At 54.9% G+C, this 16438-nt stretch carries 17 protein-coding genes; 10 read left to right on the plus strand and 7 right to left on the minus strand.

The features are described from left to right. Positions 1-57: 57 nt before the first annotated feature. Together VSR74_RS20130 and VSR74_RS20135 are read right to left on the minus strand one after the other, a co-directional pair. A complete protein-coding gene (locus VSR74_RS20130; RefSeq protein ID WP_347796338.1) occupies positions 58-1704 on the minus strand; it encodes a Na+/H+ antiporter in 1647 nt (548 codons plus the stop codon). A 150-nt stretch (positions 1705-1854) separates the two neighbouring features. Next, a complete protein-coding gene (locus VSR74_RS20135) occupies positions 1855-2874 on the minus strand; it encodes a LacI family DNA-binding transcriptional regulator (RefSeq protein ID WP_347796339.1) in 1020 nt (339 codons plus the stop codon). A gap of 244 nt (positions 2875-3118) precedes the next feature. Between VSR74_RS20135 and VSR74_RS20140 the strand changes: the two genes are divergently transcribed. The 5 genes from VSR74_RS20140 (at position 3119) to VSR74_RS20160 (ending at position 7095) form a co-directional block, all read left to right on the plus strand. After that, complete coding sequence (locus VSR74_RS20140) at positions 3119-3562, plus strand: PTS sugar transporter subunit IIA (RefSeq protein WP_347796340.1); 444 nt, start codon at positions 3119-3121, stop codon at positions 3560-3562. Between the two features lie 82 nt (positions 3563-3644). Continuing rightward, complete coding sequence (locus tag VSR74_RS20145; RefSeq protein ID WP_015966306.1) at positions 3645-3917, plus strand: PTS sugar transporter subunit IIB; 273 nt, start codon at positions 3645-3647, stop codon at positions 3915-3917. A gap of 22 nt (positions 3918-3939) precedes the next feature. Further along, positions 3940-5322 (plus strand): PTS ascorbate transporter subunit IIC, encoded by a 1383-nt coding sequence (locus VSR74_RS20150; RefSeq protein ID WP_347796341.1) that lies wholly within the window; start codon positions 3940-3942, stop codon positions 5320-5322. Then, a complete protein-coding gene (locus VSR74_RS20155) occupies positions 5322-6149 on the plus strand; it encodes a transketolase (protein WP_411914273.1) in 828 nt (275 codons plus the stop codon). Before VSR74_RS20150 ends, VSR74_RS20155 begins: the two co-directional genes overlap by 1 nt. Continuing rightward, entirely contained in the window at positions 6142-7095 is a 954-nt protein-coding gene (locus tag VSR74_RS20160; RefSeq protein ID WP_347796342.1) for a transketolase family protein, read from the plus strand. Before VSR74_RS20155 ends, VSR74_RS20160 begins: the two co-directional genes overlap by 8 nt. A 59-nt stretch (positions 7096-7154) precedes the next feature. On the opposite strand, the gene VSR74_RS20165 is transcribed toward VSR74_RS20160, so the two are convergent. The 3 genes from VSR74_RS20165 to soxR all read right to left on the minus strand — a co-directional run bounded on the left by VSR74_RS20165 (position 7155) and on the right by soxR (position 10245). Beyond that, positions 7155-8504 carry an NCS2 family permease gene (locus tag VSR74_RS20165; RefSeq protein ID WP_347796343.1) on the minus strand — a complete coding sequence of 450 codons (1350 nt, stop codon included), beginning with the start codon at positions 8502-8504 and terminating at the stop codon, positions 7155-7157. Positions 8505-8854: 350 nt separating this feature from the next. Beyond that, positions 8855-9523, minus strand: a complete 669-nt coding sequence (locus VSR74_RS20170; protein ID WP_347796344.1) for a glutathione S-transferase family protein — start codon at positions 9521-9523, stop codon at positions 8855-8857. A gap of 263 nt (positions 9524-9786) precedes the next feature. Beyond that, positions 9787-10245: a redox-sensitive transcriptional activator SoxR gene (gene soxR, locus VSR74_RS20175; RefSeq protein WP_347796345.1), complete on the minus strand. Its 459-nt coding sequence runs from the start codon at positions 10243-10245 to the stop codon at positions 9787-9789. 87 nt (positions 10246-10332) lie between these two features. On the opposite strand from soxR, the gene soxS reads away from it, so the two are divergent. Together soxS and VSR74_RS20185 are read left to right on the plus strand one after the other, a co-directional pair. Then, positions 10333-10662, plus strand: coding sequence for a superoxide response transcriptional regulator SoxS (gene soxS / locus VSR74_RS20180; RefSeq protein ID WP_347796346.1), 330 nt, complete (start codon positions 10333-10335; stop codon positions 10660-10662). Between the two features lie 448 nt (positions 10663-11110). Then, positions 11111-11392 carry a YjcB family protein gene (locus tag VSR74_RS20185; RefSeq protein ID WP_015966314.1) on the plus strand — a complete coding sequence of 94 codons (282 nt, stop codon included), beginning with the start codon at positions 11111-11113 and terminating at the stop codon, positions 11390-11392. Between the two features lie 55 nt (positions 11393-11447). On the opposite strand, the gene ssb1 is transcribed toward VSR74_RS20185, so the two are convergent. Beyond that, positions 11448-11975 carry a single-stranded DNA-binding protein SSB1 gene (gene ssb1, locus VSR74_RS20190; protein WP_149461788.1) on the minus strand — a complete coding sequence of 176 codons (528 nt, stop codon included), beginning with the start codon at positions 11973-11975 and terminating at the stop codon, positions 11448-11450. A 247-nt stretch (positions 11976-12222) separates the two neighbouring features. Between ssb1 and uvrA the strand changes: the two genes are divergently transcribed. From uvrA to VSR74_RS20205, 3 genes are all read left to right on the plus strand, one after another. Further along, positions 12223-15048 carry an excinuclease ABC subunit UvrA gene (gene uvrA, locus VSR74_RS20195; RefSeq protein ID WP_347796347.1) on the plus strand — a complete coding sequence of 942 codons (2826 nt, stop codon included), beginning with the start codon at positions 12223-12225 and terminating at the stop codon, positions 15046-15048. A 133-nt stretch (positions 15049-15181) separates the two neighbouring features. Continuing rightward, positions 15182-15625, plus strand: coding sequence for a hypothetical protein (locus VSR74_RS20200; RefSeq protein WP_347796348.1), 444 nt, complete (start codon positions 15182-15184; stop codon positions 15623-15625). After that, positions 15625-15951 (plus strand): hypothetical protein, encoded by a 327-nt coding sequence (locus VSR74_RS20205; RefSeq protein ID WP_347796349.1) that lies wholly within the window; start codon positions 15625-15627, stop codon positions 15949-15951. Before VSR74_RS20200 ends, VSR74_RS20205 begins: the two co-directional genes overlap by 1 nt. Before the next feature lie 33 nt (positions 15952-15984). Here VSR74_RS20205 and VSR74_RS20210 read toward each other — a convergent pair whose 3' ends face one another. After that, positions 15985-16338 (minus strand): MmcQ/YjbR family DNA-binding protein, encoded by a 354-nt coding sequence (locus VSR74_RS20210; RefSeq protein ID WP_347796350.1) that lies wholly within the window; start codon positions 16336-16338, stop codon positions 15985-15987. Positions 16339-16438: the final 100 nt, after the last annotated feature.

Here is a 16438-nt window from a genome sequence, read left to right on the forward strand (position 1 = left end):
ACAAAACTGCGCTGGTTTTCTCCCTCTCCCTGCGGGAGAGGGCCGGGGTGAGGGGCATCACTCCCCTTCAATCAACAGCGCTTCCAGCAAATCAAGGTCATGCAGTAACTTCTGCAACGTCTCGTTGCTGATTTGCCGCGTCGCACGCAGGTGATACAGCTCCCCGCGCTCTGAACGCAGCGCCGCGAGGCGGAAGCGACGTTCAAGCTTCTCTTCCAGCATCGACGTTTCAACATCGTTGCGCCCATCGGCCCGACGGCGCAGATTACCAATCACCCGCGAACTCACTTCGGTGAGCAACTGGTTATCAATGTTTTCCTGCGTATCGGCCGCCAGACGCTCTTCCATCTTTTGAATCGCGACAATCGCGACTTCTGCCGTGGCCGACCGTGCCAGACGCTCCTCTTTTTGCTGTTGCGGCAGGTCACGAACTTCAACGTGACGCAGCAGAATCGGCAGCATAATCACACCGACGAACAGAGAGAAGAGGATCACGCCCGCCGACAGGAACACCAGTTCATAACGCGCCGGGAAGACGTTGCCATCGGGCAGCAGTAACGGAATAGAGAGCACACCCGCAAGGGTAATCGCCCCGCGCACCCCGGCGAAGGAAGCGATCGCCAGTTCACGCGTCGACCAGCTACCAAACTCCATTGGTTTCTTCTTCAGGAAGCGTTGACTGAAGCGCTGCATCGTCCACAGCCAGCCAAAGCGCACCAGCATCAGCGCCGCGTAAATCAGGAGGATATCGGTAAACAGCATCCAGACTTCCACGTTCGGATCGGCTTCCGCCGCCACCAGCGACGTCTCCATAATGCCAGGTAGCTGCAGGCCTAACAGCAGGAAGACCATGCCGTTAAACACAAATTCCAGCATCGCCCAGGTGCTGTTAGCACGCAGACGCATCGCCAGCGGCGCAGTGCGCATCACGCCGGAACGAGTGATAGTCATCCCCGCGGCCACGGCGGCCAGGATGCCGGATACGCCGACGTGTTCGGCAATCAGATAAGAAGCGAACGGCAGCAGGAACAGCAGAACAATTTGCGTGGCTGGCTCATCGCCGCCCCAGCGGCTCAGGAAGCGCAGCGAACGGCCATACAGCCAGCTAACGACAAAGCCCGCCAGGATACCGCCAATGGCCACTTTCAGGAACTCAAGCGTCGCGCCGCCAACGGTAAAGACCATGGTGCCCATGGCGACCGCCACGGCAAACTTCAGCGACACCAGGCCGGAGGCGTCGTTCATCAACGCTTCGCCCTGCAAAATGCCCATGATTTTTTTCGGAATACGCCCTTCGCCAACAATCCCTGAGAGCGCCACCGCATCGGTTGGCGACAGCACCGCCGCCAGCGCAAACGCCGGTATCAGGGGAATACCCGGCACAACCCAGTAGATCAGAAAACCAATCCCAATGACCGTGACCAGCACCAGCGCCAGCGCCAGGCCGAAGATTTCACGCCCGTGTTCAAGGAACTCGCGGGTCGGCGTTTTCCAGCCATCAGCAAACAGCAGCGGCGGAATAAACAGAACGAGGAACAACTCCGGATCGAACTCGACGTGAAGGCCAAAGGTCGGCCACGCCAGCATCGCGCCAATGGCGATTTGCATCAGCGGCAGTGGCACCTGAAAAGGCAAAACGCGGGTAACAACCCCGGAGAGCGAGACCACGAGGGTCATGATAAGTATGGTGAAGAATATTTCCATGCGATCCCTGTTTGCTGCGTTGTCTTATTATGTAAAACGTAAAATATGAGGCGTCATGCCTCCGTATCTTACGCCTACCAGAGTAACGCAAAAGGAAACGAGACGATCCTTAAAATGAAAAATCAATGGGTAAAAAAATGCGAAAAATCATTAACAGCTATCCCGCTGGTAAAGCCGTGGGGCAATCGTCGCCTTAGGAAGCCAATCGTTATCATGCAACCGCGCCAGTAGCGCCTTTCCGGCATCCACACCGATTTTACGATGCGGTACCAGCATGGTTGTTAGTGGCGGCTGACACACCCGGCTCACATCGCTGCCGCCAAACCCCACCACCGCTAAATCATCCGGCACTTTGATGCGTCGACGCTGACACTCATACAACACGCCGCAGGCCAGTTCATCTGATTCACACACCAGTGCGTCCATCTCCGGCCAGGCCAGTAAAAATTCGGGTAACTGCGCCGCGCCGGTGGAAAAGGTGGGCGGCGAGGCCGCGTTGATCACCCGATCCGGCGAGCGGTGATGGCGCAACATCGCCTTATACCATCCCTGCAGATGCTGCTGAAATACCCACTTTTCTTGATTAGCGCACAGCAAACCAATATGCTGATAGCCCCGCGTAATAAGCATCTCGGTCAGTTCGAACATGGCGGCGGCATGATCGATACCAATATTCATGTCGATAGGATCGGCCCGCACCGCACCAATCTCCATCACCGGAATGGATGCATTCTGCAACCCGTTGCGCACGTTTTCGCTGTGCTCCACGCTCAGTAACACCGCCGCCGCGATATTGGAAGCCAGCAGGGTTTCCAGCAGTTTTTCTTCCTGTTCGGGCTGATGCTGCGATTCGGCCAGCATAATTTGATAGCCCGCAGGCTGGAGCACCTGCTGCAACCCGGCAAACATCTCTGAGCAGCCAAATTCGCCCAAATGCGGCACCACCATCGCAACTGTCCAGGACGAGGCTGATGCCAGCGCGCTGGCAGCCAGATTCGGCACATAGCCCAGTTCCTGCACGGCGGCTTCAATTTTCTCGCGTAACTTGTCCGATACCGCCTCTGGTGTGCGCAGGGCTCTGGACACGGTCATCGTTCCCACCCCGGCCAGTTGGGCAACCTCGGCAAGGGTAACTTTTCCCGTACTGCGTCGTTTTCGGGTTATCGACATTTAAATTCCTGAGTAAACGCTATGTTATTAGAGAGTTAGCGATCATTTTTTCTTCACATGTTGGGCAGTATACGCCGGAAATCCACAATTTTGCTGTGAATTGATGCGCCTTGATTTGATAGCGCTATCACAATTTCCAATGATACATTTTGATAGCGCTATCTTTGTGACAACCATCACGGTTAGCACCCTCGCTGTTGAATAAAGTTTGCTCATTCATACACCTCGTTGCAGGAGCATCCATGTGCTGAACCAATGGCTGAATGACACCACCATTGCACTAAGAAATGAGGTCGAAAACTGGCCTCAGGCGCTGGAGATTTGCGCTCAGCCGCTGCTTGCGTCTGGAGTAATCGAACCCGGTTACATAACGGCGATAATCCAGCAGCATCAAAAATTAGGCCCCTATTACGTCCTGGCGCCCGGCCTTGCAATGCCGCACGCCCGCCCGGAAGAAGGTGCCCGGGGAATGGGATTATCATTGCTGAAATTACAGCGCGGTGTGGCGTTCGGAGCCGACGAATTTGATCCGGTCGATGTGATTATCATGCTCGCGGCTCCCGATAAGCACAGCCACATTGAAATGATTTCTGCGCTTGCCGAGCTTTTTTCCAGTGAAAAGGATCTCACCCTGCTCCATCAGGCGACAACATTAGAGGAGATTAAAACGATTATTTCCCGCTTCTGACTTTACTGTTTCTCCGTTGTATATGTTCACGATCTCAAATGACATCGTGCGCCCGTACTCTACTCAAAATAAGGTAATAACCATGAAAATAATGGCAATTTGTGGCTCCGGTTTAGGCAGTAGTTTTATGGTGGAAATGAATATCAAAAAAGTGCTGAAGAAATTAAATATTGAGGCTGAAGTCGAGCACTCAGATTTATCTTCGGCAACGCCCGGCGCTGCCGATCTTTTTGTGATGGCGAAAGATATTGCCAGTAGCGCCAGCGTTCCGGAAAGTCAGCTCGTCGTCATTAACAATATTATCGATATTAATGAATTAGAAACTAAGCTCAGCGCTTATTTCTCGGCACAATAATCCTGATTAAAGCGAGGCGGATATGTTTATCCTTGAAACGCTAAATTTTGTTGTCGATATTCTTAAAGTCCCTTCGGTTCTGGTCGGGTTAATTGCCTTAATTGGCCTCGTGGCACAGAAAAAATCATTTTCCGATGTGGTTAAAGGCACCATCAAAACCATTCTTGGCTTCATTGTGCTGGGCGGCGGCGCATCCGTTCTGGTGGGTTCACTGAATCCACTTGGCGGGATGTTCGAGCACGCGTTCAACATTCAGGGCATCATTCCTAACAACGAAGCGATCGTTTCTATCGCGCTGGAAAAATATGGCGCATCGACGGCGCTGATCATGGCCTTCGGCATGGTGGCGAACATCGTCGTCGCCCGCTTCACGCGCCTGAAGTACATCTTCCTGACCGGGCACCATACGTTTTATATGGCGTGCATGATCGGCGTGATTTTGACGGTGGCGGGCTTCGACGGCATTGGTCTGGTGTTTACTGGGTCACTGATTCTCGGGTTGGTAATGGCCTTCTTCCCGGCGCTGGCGCAGCGTTACATGAAGCGTATTACCGGCACTGACGATATCGCGTTTGGTCACTTCGGCACGCTGGGTTATGTGCTTTCTGGCTGGATTGGCAGCGTGTGCGGGAAAGGTTCACGCTCTACCGAAGAGATGAATCTGCCCAAAAATCTGAGCTTCCTGCGCGACAGTTCGATCTCTATCTCACTCACCATGATCATTATTTACATGATTCTGGCCGTCAGCGCCGGGCGTGAATATGTCGAAGCCCAACTCAGCGGCGGGCAAAACTACCTGGTTTACTCCATCATTCAGGCCATCACCTTTGCGGCGGGCGTGTTCATCATTCTGCAAGGGGTTCGTCTGATTCTCGCAGAGATCGTCCCGGCCTTTACCGGCTTCTCGGAAAAACTGGTGCCTAACGCCCGCCCGGCGCTGGATTGCCCGGTAGTGTATCCGTATGCGCCTAACGCGGTTTTGATTGGTTTCCTGTTCAGCTTCCTCGGCGGGCTGGTCGGCTTGTTCCTGCTCGGTCAGTTCAAGCTGGTACTGATTCTGCCCGGCGTCGTGCCGCACTTCTTCACTGGCGCAACCGCCGGCGTATTTGGTAACGCGACAGGAGGCCGCCGCGGCGCGATGATCGGCGCATTTGCCAATGGCCTGCTGATCACCTTCCTCCCGGTATTGCTGTTGCCAGTGCTTGGCGCGATTGGCTTCGCGAATACCACCTTCTCCGACGCGGATTTCGGCGTCGTCGGCATCATCATGGGTAATCTGGCGCGCTACCTCTCTCCAATGGCGATTACCGGCCTGGTGGTGGCGCTGTTCGCACTACTGGTGGTCTACAACATCGTGAAGGGTAAACCCAACGCGCAGCAGCAGGACACAGGAGCAAAATCATAATGTGTGATGAACTGAAAAGGCTGGCGCGCGATATTCGCGTCGCGACGCTGAAATCATTAACCCAGCTAGGTTTTGGTCACTACGGCGGCAGTATGTCGGTGGTGGAGACGCTGGCAGTACTGTATGGCGATGTGATGCGCATCGACCCCGCCGACCCGGACTGGCCGCAGCGCGACTATTTTGTCCTCTCTAAAGGTCATGCCGGGCCCGCGCTTTACAGCACGCTGGCGATTAAAGGCTACTTCCCGATTGAGGAACTCAGCACGCTGAACCAAAACGGTACACGCTTGCCGAGCCATCCTGACCGGCTCAAAACACGCGGGGTGGACGCCACGACCGGCTCGCTCGGCCAGGGGATATCCATCGCGGCGGGCATGGCGCTGTCGCATAAGCTCGCCAGCCGCCCGAACCGCGTTTTCTGCATCGTCGGTGACGGCGAGCTGAACGAGGGTCAGTGCTGGGAAGCGTTCCAGTTTATTGCCCACCACAAGCTGAACAACCTGCTGGTGTATATCGACTGGAACAAGCAGCAACTGGACGGCGAACTGGACGACATTATCGCCCCCTTCGATCTTGCGGAAAAATTCCATGCTTTCGGTTTCGATGTGCAAACGGTGAAAGGCGACGATATTGCTGCCATTCAGGCCGTCACCCGCCCGGTACGCAGCGGGGATGAACGTCCCCGCATCGTGATCCTCGATAGTGTAAAAGGGCAAGGCGTGCCTTATCTGGAAAGTCTGAGCAACACCCACCATCTGCGCCTGAATGATGAGATGCGAGCGGCGCTGAATGAATCTATTCGCCAACTGGAGGCCGCGTATGATTAAGGTTGCACCTGCGGGAGAGAAAGACACCGTTGAAATGCGTAAAGTCTACGCGGGTTTTATCGCAGAGCAGGTCAACGCGGGCAGCGACATTATCGCGCTGGAAGCGGATCTGATGAGTTCGATGGCGATGGATAGCGTACAGCGCGAATTTCCCCGGCATGTCATCAACTGCGGGATCATGGAGGCCAACGTGATAGGCACCGCGGCAGGCCTGGCGCTGACCGGGCGGAAACCCTTCGTCCACACATTTACCGCGTTCGCCAGCCGCCGCTGTTTCGACCAGTTGTTTATGTCGCTGGATTATCAGCGCAACAACGTCAAGGTGATCGCCTCTGATGCAGGCGTCACCGCCTGCCACAACGGCGGCACACATATGTCATTTGAGGATATGGGCATTGTGCGCGGGCTGGCGCACTCCGTGGTGCTGGAAGTCACCGACGCAGTGATGTTTAAAGATATTCTGCGCCAGCTCCATACGCTGGAAGGCTTCTACTGGGTGCGCACCATCCGTAAGCAGGCGCCAAAAGTTTACCTGGAGGGCTCAACCTTCACGATTGGCAAAGGCAACGTGCTGCGCGATGGTAATGACATCACATTAATCGCCAACGGCATTATGGTGGCAAAAGCGCTGGAAGCCGCGGAGCAACTGGCGGTAGAGGGAGTGAGCGCCGCCGTTATCGATATGTTTACGCTCAAGCCGATAGACCGGATGCTGGTGAAGAACTATGCCGAGAAAACCGGGCGCATTGTCACCTGCGAAAACCACAGCATTCATAACGGGCTGGGTTCGGCGGTGGCGGAAGTTCTGGTGGAAACCTGTCCGGTGCCGATGCGTCGCGTGGGCGTGAAAGAGCGCTATGGTCAGGTAGGAACGCAGGATTTTCTCGAACAGGAGTATGGGCTGACGCGTGATGATATCGTCGCGGCGGCAAGGGAACTGCTGTAGTTCAGGTATGAAAAAGCGGCCGTAAGGCCGCTTAATATGGAGACGGAGCGCAATACGTATTAAATCGCCCAACCGCCCGCATAAAACGCCACCAGCGCCACCGCAATCACGACAGTGCCGATGTTCAGCTTACGCCATTCGCCTGATACCACGCGGCCAATCACCAGCGTCGCAAAACCAATCATGATGCCGGTAACAATGTTACAGGTGAGCACGATGAATACCGCGGTGATCAGGCCGGACATCGCATCAACAAAGTCGTTGAAATCGATGCGCGCCACGTTGCTCAGCATCAGCAGGCCAACGTACATCAGCGCCGGAGCGGTGGCATAGGCCGGAACCAGATAAGAGAGCGGAGAAAGGAACAGGATCAGCAGGAACAGGATACCGACGGTGATCGCCGTTAGACCCGTTTTACCCCCCGCCGCCGTCCCGGCCGCAGATTCGATATATACCGCCGCAGGCGCTGCGCCGACAACTGCCGAGAATACGCTGCTCAGGGAATCGGTGGTCAGCGCTTTACCGCCGTTGATGATCTGCCCGTCTTTATCCAGCAGGTTAGCCTGACCGGCGACGGCACGGATCGTCCCGGTGGCATCAAATACCGCCGTCATGACCAACGCCAGTACGCTTGGCAGAACAATAGGGTTCAGCGCGCCCATGATATCCAGGCTACCAATCAGCGAGTGACCGTTCTCATCGCTGAGGGAAGGCATCGCGAAAATACCGGAGAAGTGTACATTCGGGTCGAAAATCAGGCCGACAATCGAGACGCCAATAATAGTCAGCAGAATGCCGCCCGGCACTTTCAGTTTTTCGAGGCCGATAATCATCGCCAGGCCCACCAGCGACATGATCACCGGGAAGCTGGCGAAGTGACCGAGCGCAACCGGCAAACCATCCAGCGGGTTCTTGATCACCAGACCGACGCCGTTGGCCGCAATCAGCAGCAGGAACAGACCGATACCAATCCCCGTGCCGTGCGCGATGCCTTGCGGTAAATTGCGTAAAATCCAGCTACGGATGCCCGTCGCAGAGATAATGGTAAACAGCACCCCCATCAGGAAGACCGCGCCCAGCGCAACCGGTATGCTGATCTGCTGCCCCAACACCAGGCTAAACGCGGTGAAGGCGGTCAGTGAAATCGCACAACCGATTGCCAGCGGCAGGTTCGCCCACAGGCCCATCACGAGAGAACCCACGCCCGCCACCAGGCAGGTGGCAACGAAGACCGCGGCAGGCGGGAAACCCGCTTTGCCGAGCATACCCGGCACGACGATAACGGAATAAACCATCGCCAGGAAGGTGGTGAGACCGGCGACTATCTCCTGACGAACGGAGCTACCACGAGCAGAAATTTTAAACCAGGCGTCGAGTGAACCGCCGGTACGCGCTGAAGGCGTAGACATAGAAAACATCCCCTGAAAATTTTTATCATTCGTTCGTAAGCGTGGTGGACCATCCCCTGTTTGTTAATCGTCATCTCCATGTGCTTTATCTTTGCGGCAAAGGGGAGCCGAAAAAAAGCAAACGATTAACTCCGCGCCGACAAAACGGTTGAGCAGAAAGCGTCAAAAATCCCGTCTGAGCACGACGGAAATTAAAGGCAAACGATTATCTGGTTTTTATGACACCATTTTCAACTGATGTTTACGCCATTTCGCTAAAATTCGCTTATGACGATGAATAAATCGCCAACACATGCGCAAACGTTATCGTTAGTGCGCAATCCGGCAACAATTGCGTTGCAAATATGGCCTCATTCACCGGGAAGCGAAAATGGCCCGCCTTTCTCAATCGCCTGCTGCCAGGCTGGACGCGCTTCAACACGCGCCTTCCAGGCGGTGATATTCGGCAGGGAAGAGAGCCCACCACGGGAAAGTAGCGCAAACAGGGGAAAACTCATCTGGATATCCGCCATGCTGAGTTCGTCGCCCGCGAACCACGGCGTTTTCGCAAGATGCGATTCAATAAAACTGGCGTGGGTCGCAATCTGATTATTCAGCCAGGCTTTCTGTACGCCCGTTCCCAGCACTTTCCCTACCGTGCGCAACCCCAGCGGCACGGGTGATTTACCGAGCATCTGCAACACCAGCTTGATCATCATAATCGACATCAACGAGCCTTCGGCATAATGCAGCCAGAAGCGATACTGCAATTTGCCGTCGGGATCCTGCGGTTTAAAGCGATTATCGGGATCGCCAATATCCTGCAAATATTCGAGAATCGCCCCCGATTCAGCGATAACGTGTCCGTTATCTTCGACAATCGGTGATTTGCCGAGTGGGTGGATTTTTTTCAGGGTATCCGGCGCCAGCATATCCGCGCCACGCTGATAGCGGACGATCTGATAGGGCAGGTTCAACTCTTCCAGCGCCCAGAGCACACGCTGTGAGCGGGATTGATTGAGGTGATGGACGGTTAACATGGTTTTCTCCGCAGGTTTGTTCAAATTAACTATAGGAACAGACGGCACTCCGCGTAAAAATTGCGGCGAAAAAAACGCCAATTCGGCTGGAAAACAGGGGGAGGAGAAGTAGACTTAAAGTGTCAGCACAAACCGGAACCTCCAACCCCATGCTCGACCGAGGGATGCTGATGTCGGGGGAAACCCTCCCATGAACCAGTGGGATAGAGCGAAAGACAAAGACCGGAACATACGAAAGCGCCCAGTTGTGGCGCTTTCGTTTTTTATTCCTCTTCTAACAGACGTGCGCCCGTCCCCTCTTCTCCCAGCTTGTCGCCAGGGTTACGCAACGGGCAGTCGCGCAGAGACATACAGCCGCAACCGATGCAGCCATCGAGCTGGTCGCGCAGCGCTTCCATTGAGTGAATACGCTTATCCAGCTCCTGACGCCACTGGGTGGTCAGGCGTTTCCAGTCTTTTTGCCCCAGCGTGTGCCCTTCCGGCACCACCCCCAGCGATTCACCGATGGTCGCAAGCGGGATCCCCAACCGCTGGGCGATTTTAATAATTGCCACATAACGCAGTACATCACGTTTGTAGCGGCGTTGATTACCCGCGTTGCGCTGGCTGCGGATCAGCCCCTTACTTTCATAGAAGTGCAAAGCGGAGACAGCGACTCCGGTACGCTTCGCGACTTCGCCCGGTGTAAGCAGCGTTTTAATGCGCGTTGGTTTTTTTTCCATTTTCTGCTTTACCTCAAGTTAACTTGAGGAATTATACTCGCCAGCAACACAAAAGTTGAAGCAAAAATAGACAACGGGGAGAGCCTTATGTCCCATCGGGAAATTATTCAAACGCTTATCGAATGGATAGATGAACATATCGATCAACCACTTAACATTGATGTTGTTGCGAAGAAATCCGGTTACTCAAAGTGGTATCTGCAACGGATGTTCCGTACCGAGATGCGCCAGACGCTGGGTGACTATATTCGTCAACGCCGTCTGCTGCTGGCCGCGCAGGAGCTACGTAACACACAGCGCCCAATCTTCGATATCGCGATGGATCTGGGTTATGTTTCCCAGCAAACTTTCTCGCGCGTGTTCCGCCGTGAATTTGACCGCACGCCGAGCGACTATCGCCACCGCCTCTCTGCATAATGCGCTGCACCGGAAACCTGCCGGATGGCGCTTGCGCCTGTCCGGCCTACCTTTTTTAAAAACAGTGAGTTAGATTTAGCGCCTTCCAGGCCGCACGAAAGGTGCTGCCTTATGTAACTATTTTCAGGGGAAAATGGTGCAATTTGCTGCGTTTACTTCTGGTGAATAAAACAGCAATTGTGATATAGTTCACGTTATCGAGTGAAACAAAAAACAGCGTTTCATATCATTTGTGAATGCCTGTCGATAGCCAGAATGGACTGCACCTTTGTGAGAACGCCGCGCTGTCAGGGCATATACACAAAATCATTCAAGTTGCATCAAGGCGACAAGGGAGTGAATCCCCAGTCACGTACTTAAGTACGTGACTGGGGTGAGCGAGTGCAGTCAACGCAGAGGCAGCTTGAAGGATGACGTGTATACCGTTTATCTCTGAGGATAAGGTCTCATGGTTTCTATCTCTACAGGTGTCGTGCTGTTACGCTGGCCGCTGTTCAGCGCCATTCTGATGTTTCTTGCCAGTACTCTGAAAATTCGCTTACGCAAAGCCGATTACGCCGGGCTGGCGGTGATTTGTAGCGCGCTGGGCGTGGCATCCGCCTGTTGGTTCGCAACAGGGTTGCTGGGGATCACGATGGTGGATATTGCAACTATCTGCAATAACATCAAAGAGGTGATGGTGGAAGTGATGAGCCAGACCCCGCCAGAATGGCCGATGGTGTTGACCTGATAAAAGTCATAGGCATAAAAAAACCTGCTTTCGCAGGTTTTTTTATAGCTGAAAATCAGAACGGGATGTCGTCGTCGAAATCCATCGGCGGTTCATTAGACGGTGCCGGAGCAGCCTGCTGCTGCGGGCGAGACTGCGCGCCGCCGCTGAACTGGTTGCCGCCCTGCGGCTGCTGAGGCTGGCCCCAACCGCCCTGCTGCTGACCCTGACCACCAGCCGGTGCGCCGCCGCCCTGACGGCCGCCCAGCATCTGCATGGTGCCGCCAACGTTTACCACAACTTCAGTGGTGTATTTCTCAACGCCGGACTGATCTGTCCATTTGCGGGTGCGCAACTGACCTTCGATATAAACCTGAGAGCCTTTACGCAGGTATTCACCTGCCACTTCCGCGAGCTTGCCAAACAGCACAACGCGGTGCCATTCAGTCTGCTCTTTCATTTCACCTGTCGCTTTATCACGCCAGGATTCGGAAGTAGCCAGCGTAATGTTGGCAACTGCGCCACCATTCGGCATGTAGCGTACTTCCGGGTCCTGGCCCAGATTACCGACGAGAATCACCTTGTTTACGCCTCTGCTGGCCATGATTGTCTCTCCTGAATGTGTTTCTTAATAGTGTAAACGCGCGATTGTAGCATTTCAAAGAGGCGTTTTGATAGCATGCGACTGCGATTCCACTAAACTCGTTAGCGTTGAATATCTTACACTCAATACTGGAATCCACATTCCACTACTGTATATTCATTCAGGGTAAGTTGTGTCATAATTAGCCGCTTCTGCCGTTTGTCCTTCAAGCAAATCTGGCAAGCCGAGTCTCCACCGGGAAAGGTAAATGGATAAGATCGAAGTTCGGGGCGCCCGCACCCACAATCTCAAAAATATCAACCTCATCATCCCGCGCGACAAACTGATTGTCGTCACCGGGCTGTCGGGGTCTGGCAAATCCTCACTGGCTTTCGATACCCTCTACGCCGAGGGGCAACGCCGCTACGTTGAATCGCTTTCTGCGTATGCGCGTCAGTTCCTGTCGTTAATGGAGAAGCCGGATGTCGATCATATCGAAGGGCTGTCGCCAGCTATCTCTATCGAGCAGAAGTCGACCTCCCATAACCCGCGTTCCACGGTCGGAACCATTACCGAAATTCACGACTACCTGCGTCTGCTGTATGCCCGCGTAGGCGAGCCGCGCTGCCCGGATCACGACGTGCCGCTGGCGGCACAAACCGTCAGTCAGATGGTGGATAACGTGCTGACGCAGCCGGAAGGCAAACGCCTGATGCTGCTGGCCCCCATCATTAAAGAGCGTAAGGGCGAGCACACCAAAACGCTGGAAAACCTGGCAAGTCAGGGTTATATCCGCGCGCGCATCGACGGCGAAGTGTGCGACCTTTCCGACCCGCCAACGCTGGAGCTGCAAAAGAAACACACTATTGAAGTGGTTATCGACCGTTTCAAGGTGCGCGATGATCTGACGCAGCGTCTGGCCGAGTCGTTCGAAACGGCGCTTGAGCTTTCTGGCGGCACGGCAATCGTCTCCGATATGGACGATCCAAAAGCGGACGAACTGCTCTTCTCCGCCAACTTCGCCTGCCCTATTTGCGGCTACAGCATGAGCGAACTGGAACCGCGTCTGTTCTCGTTCAACAACCCGGCCGGGGCGTGTCCAACCTGTGACGGTCTCGGCGTACAGCAATATTTCGACCCGGATCGCATCATTCAGAACCCGGAGCTGTCGCTTGCAGGCGGCGCCATTCGCGGTTGGGATCGCCGTAACTTCTATTACTTCCAGATGCTACGCTCGCTGGCGGAGCATTATGATTTCGACGTTGAAGCCCCATGGGGCAGCCTGAACGCGTCAGTACAGAAAGTCGTACTGTACGGCTCCGGTAAAGAGTCGATTGAATTTAAATATATGAACGATCGCGGCGACACCTCGGTGCGTCGTCATCCGTTCGAAGGCGTGCTGCATAATATGGAACGCCGCTACAAAGAGACGGAATCCAGCGCGGTGCGCGAAGAGCTGGCGAAATTCATCAGCAATCGCCCGTGCGCAAGCTGTGAAGGCACCCGTCTGCGCCGCGAGGCGCGTCACGTCTATGTTGAGAACACACCGCTGCCAACCATCTCCGATATGAGCATCGGCCATGCGATGGACTTCTTCAACAACCTGAAACTTTCCGGACAGCGCGCGAAAATCGCCGAAAAAGTACTGAAAGAGATTGGCGATCGCCTGAAGTTCCTGGTCAACGTCGGCCTGAACTACCTGACGCTCTCCCGTTCGGCAGAAACACTCTCCGGCGGTGAAGCGCAGCGTATTCGTCTGGCGAGCCAGATTGGCGCCGGGCTGGTTGGCGTGATGTATGTGCTGGATGAGCCCTCCATCGGCCTGCACCAGCGCGATAACGAACGCCTGCTCGGTACGCTGATCCACCTGCGTAACCTCGGTAACACGGTGATTGTGGTCGAACACGATGAAGACGCCATCCGCGCAGCCGATCACGTGATCGACATCGGCCCAGGCGCAGGCGTACACGGCGGCCAGGTGGTGGCTGAAGGCACGCTGGATGACATCATGGCGGTGCCGGAATCATTAACCGGGCAGTTCATGAGCGGTAAACGCAAAATTGAAGTGCCGAAAAGTCGTGTACCTGCCGACCCGGCAAAAGTACTCAAGCTGAGCGGCGCGCGTGGCAACAACCTGAAAGATGTCACCCTGACGCTGCCGGTGGGTCTGTTTACCTGTATCACCGGGGTTTCCGGTTCCGGTAAATCGACGCTGATTAACGATACGCTATTCCCGATTGCCCAGCGCCAGCTTAACGGGGCAACCATTGCCGAACCTGCGCCGTATCGTGATGTGCAGGGTCTGGAGCACTTCGACAAAGTCATCGACATCGACCAAAGCCCAATTGGCCGTACCCCGCGCTCTAACCCGGCGACCTACACCGGCGTCTTTACGCCTGTGCGTGAGCTGTTCGCGGGCGTGCCGGAATCACGCGCGCGCGGCTATACGCCGGGGCGCTTTAGCTTTAACGTGCGCGGCGGTCGCTGCGAAGCCTGCCAGGGCGATGGCGTGATCAAAGTCGAAATGCACTTCCTGCCGGACATTTACGTGCCGTGCGACCAGTGCAAAGGCAAACGCTATAACCGCGAAACGCTGGAGATTAAGTACAAAGGCAAAACCATCCATGAAGTGCTGGATATGACCATCGAAGAAGCGCGTGAGTTCTTTGATGCCGTACCGGCGCTGGCGCGTAAACTGCAAACCCTGATGGATGTGGGCCTGACCTATATTCGACTCGGGCAGGCGGCAACCACGCTCTCCGGCGGTGAAGCTCAGCGCGTGAAGCTGGCGCGTGAACTGTCTAAACGCGGTACCGGGCAGACACTCTATATTCTGGATGAACCGACCACCGGCCTGCACTTTGCGGATATTCAGCAACTGCTGGAAGTACTGCACCAGTTGCGCGACCAGGGCAACACCATCGTGGTGATTGAGCACAACCTTGATGTGATCAAAACCGCCGACTGGATTGTCGATCTGGGGCCGGAAGGCGGCAGCGGCGGCGGGGAGATCCTCGTCTCCGGCACCCCGGAAACCGTCGCCGAATGCGAAGCCTCGCACACGGCTCGTTTCCTTAAACCCATGCTGAAGTAAACTTTTCGCCGCTTCCCCCCGCGGGAAGCGGCATCATTTTTCCTCATTTCCCCGCCGATGTTGTTTTGTGATTTGCCACGCCGACCCGGCTGGCGTCAGATTACCCCTATTCTCCCATCAGCGAAAAAACAGCATGAACCTGAACCGATGCCTTTTCTGGGGCAGATACCTTTGCCTGGCGGCCTGCCTTAGCGGCTGCGCGTTTAGCCACGGTTACAGCACTGAGGCTCACCGTCAGTTACAGAAGCTGGAAGCATTACAGATGCAGTTTCTGCGCGACGGCACCGAAATGCCGCTCGATCCGCAGGCATTGCAGCATGACCATCAGCGTATCCTCCGCCAGTTCGACCAGGCGATCGCCCTCGCCCACTCGCTGGACGACGCCCCGCGAACGGATACATTCCTGACGCTGCAAACGGAATATCAGCGGCTTCATGCCCGATTTTCTCAACAGCAGCGCGCCTTTACCCCGGCACAGTTCACTATTTTTGGCCAACAGATACACCTTATGTATCAACTGGCGGCCGACGGCGAGTGCGCGCGTAGCGGCGCAGACTGTGCATCGGGAGGCGTCTGATGAAACTGCTAACTGAATTAACCAGCATATTGATTGCGGCTAACGTTAATCAGAAGATACGGGATGAATTTGTTTCGCTCGTCCATCAATCGTTGCTGGATGAGGATGACGGTATTCGCGATAGCGGGCGGCTGATTGCAATGGCAATCAGGGAAAAAGCCAATGGCTGGCTTGAGCAGGAGGATATGATCCTGCTGCTGGAGGCACAGCGTGATATTGCCCACATCCGCGCCAATAATGCGCAAATAGCCCTCAACCAACGCATTCAGACGCTGGTGATACGCTTGATTGATATCACACTGATGTCATTGACAGGCGTACTGTAGCGGGTGGCGGTTGCTACCACACCCGTTTACGTATCAGCGGCTCAGTTGTTTTCTCGCGTCTTCTGACACATTCCCCAACGCCTGTTGGTAGGAAGCATCAACCAGATAGTAAATCTGCGAATCCGGCAATGTGCCATCGAGATAAACCGTGCTCCAGTGCGCTTTGTTTAAATGGCGGCTTGGGCGAACATCGCTGTGCTGCTGGCGGAGAAGATCGGCCAGCTCCGGGCTGGTTTTCAGCGACACGGCCGGGCGATCTTCCACCTCTTTGACCATCGCGAAAAGCACATCCGCAACCTTGATCTGTGTCGCCTTCCAGTCGCTGTGGACGCTTTGTTCTGCGCCTCGTTTAGCCATGCAGTACAGCAAAAGATCCGAACTGGTCATCTTATACCTCTTAGTCTCACGAGCCACGGTGTGCAAAAAGCCATCGTCTCAGTGTGCAACAAGTTGCCGAAAGGTTAAACCTTCCGGCAACTAATTCCGA

The sequence above is a fragment of the Pseudocitrobacter cyperus genome (assembly GCF_039889165.1).
In the GTDB taxonomy this organism is placed as follows: domain Bacteria; phylum Pseudomonadota; class Gammaproteobacteria; order Enterobacterales; family Enterobacteriaceae; genus Pseudocitrobacter; species Pseudocitrobacter cyperus.

Coding starts and splice junctions, on each gene's coding strand:
- VSR74_RS20170 (WP_347796344.1), bottom strand. CDS start 9,523: ATGTTAACCGTCCATCACCTCAATCAATCCCGCTCACAGCGTGTGCTC.
- VSR74_RS20135 (WP_347796339.1), bottom strand. CDS start 2,874: ATGTCGATAACCCGAAAACGACGCAGTACGGGAAAAGTTACCCTTGCC.
- VSR74_RS20130 (WP_347796338.1), bottom strand. CDS start 1,704: ATGGAAATATTCTTCACCATACTTATCATGACCCTCGTGGTCTCGCTC.
- soxR (WP_347796345.1), bottom strand. CDS start 10,245: ATGGAAAAAAAACCAACGCGCATTAAAACGCTGCTTACACCGGGCGAA.
- uvrA (WP_347796347.1), top strand. CDS start 12,223: ATGGATAAGATCGAAGTTCGGGGCGCCCGCACCCACAATCTCAAAAAT.
- ssb1 (WP_149461788.1), bottom strand. CDS start 11,975: ATGGCCAGCAGAGGCGTAAACAAGGTGATTCTCGTCGGTAATCTGGGC.
- VSR74_RS20165 (WP_347796343.1), bottom strand. CDS start 8,504: ATGTCTACGCCTTCAGCGCGTACCGGCGGTTCACTCGACGCCTGGTTT.
- VSR74_RS20150 (WP_347796341.1), top strand. CDS start 3,940: ATGTTTATCCTTGAAACGCTAAATTTTGTTGTCGATATTCTTAAAGTC.
- VSR74_RS20155 (WP_411914273.1), top strand. CDS start 5,322: ATGTGTGATGAACTGAAAAGGCTGGCGCGCGATATTCGCGTCGCGACG.
- soxS (WP_347796346.1), top strand. CDS start 10,333: ATGTCCCATCGGGAAATTATTCAAACGCTTATCGAATGGATAGATGAA.
- VSR74_RS20160 (WP_347796342.1), top strand. CDS start 6,142: ATGATTAAGGTTGCACCTGCGGGAGAGAAAGACACCGTTGAAATGCGT.
- VSR74_RS20145 (WP_015966306.1), top strand. CDS start 3,645: ATGAAAATAATGGCAATTTGTGGCTCCGGTTTAGGCAGTAGTTTTATG.
- VSR74_RS20210 (WP_347796350.1), bottom strand. CDS start 16,338: ATGACCAGTTCGGATCTTTTGCTGTACTGCATGGCTAAACGAGGCGCA.
- VSR74_RS20205 (WP_347796349.1), top strand. CDS start 15,625: ATGAAACTGCTAACTGAATTAACCAGCATATTGATTGCGGCTAACGTT.
- VSR74_RS20200 (WP_347796348.1), top strand. CDS start 15,182: ATGAACCTGAACCGATGCCTTTTCTGGGGCAGATACCTTTGCCTGGCG.
- VSR74_RS20185 (WP_015966314.1), top strand. CDS start 11,111: ATGGTTTCTATCTCTACAGGTGTCGTGCTGTTACGCTGGCCGCTGTTC.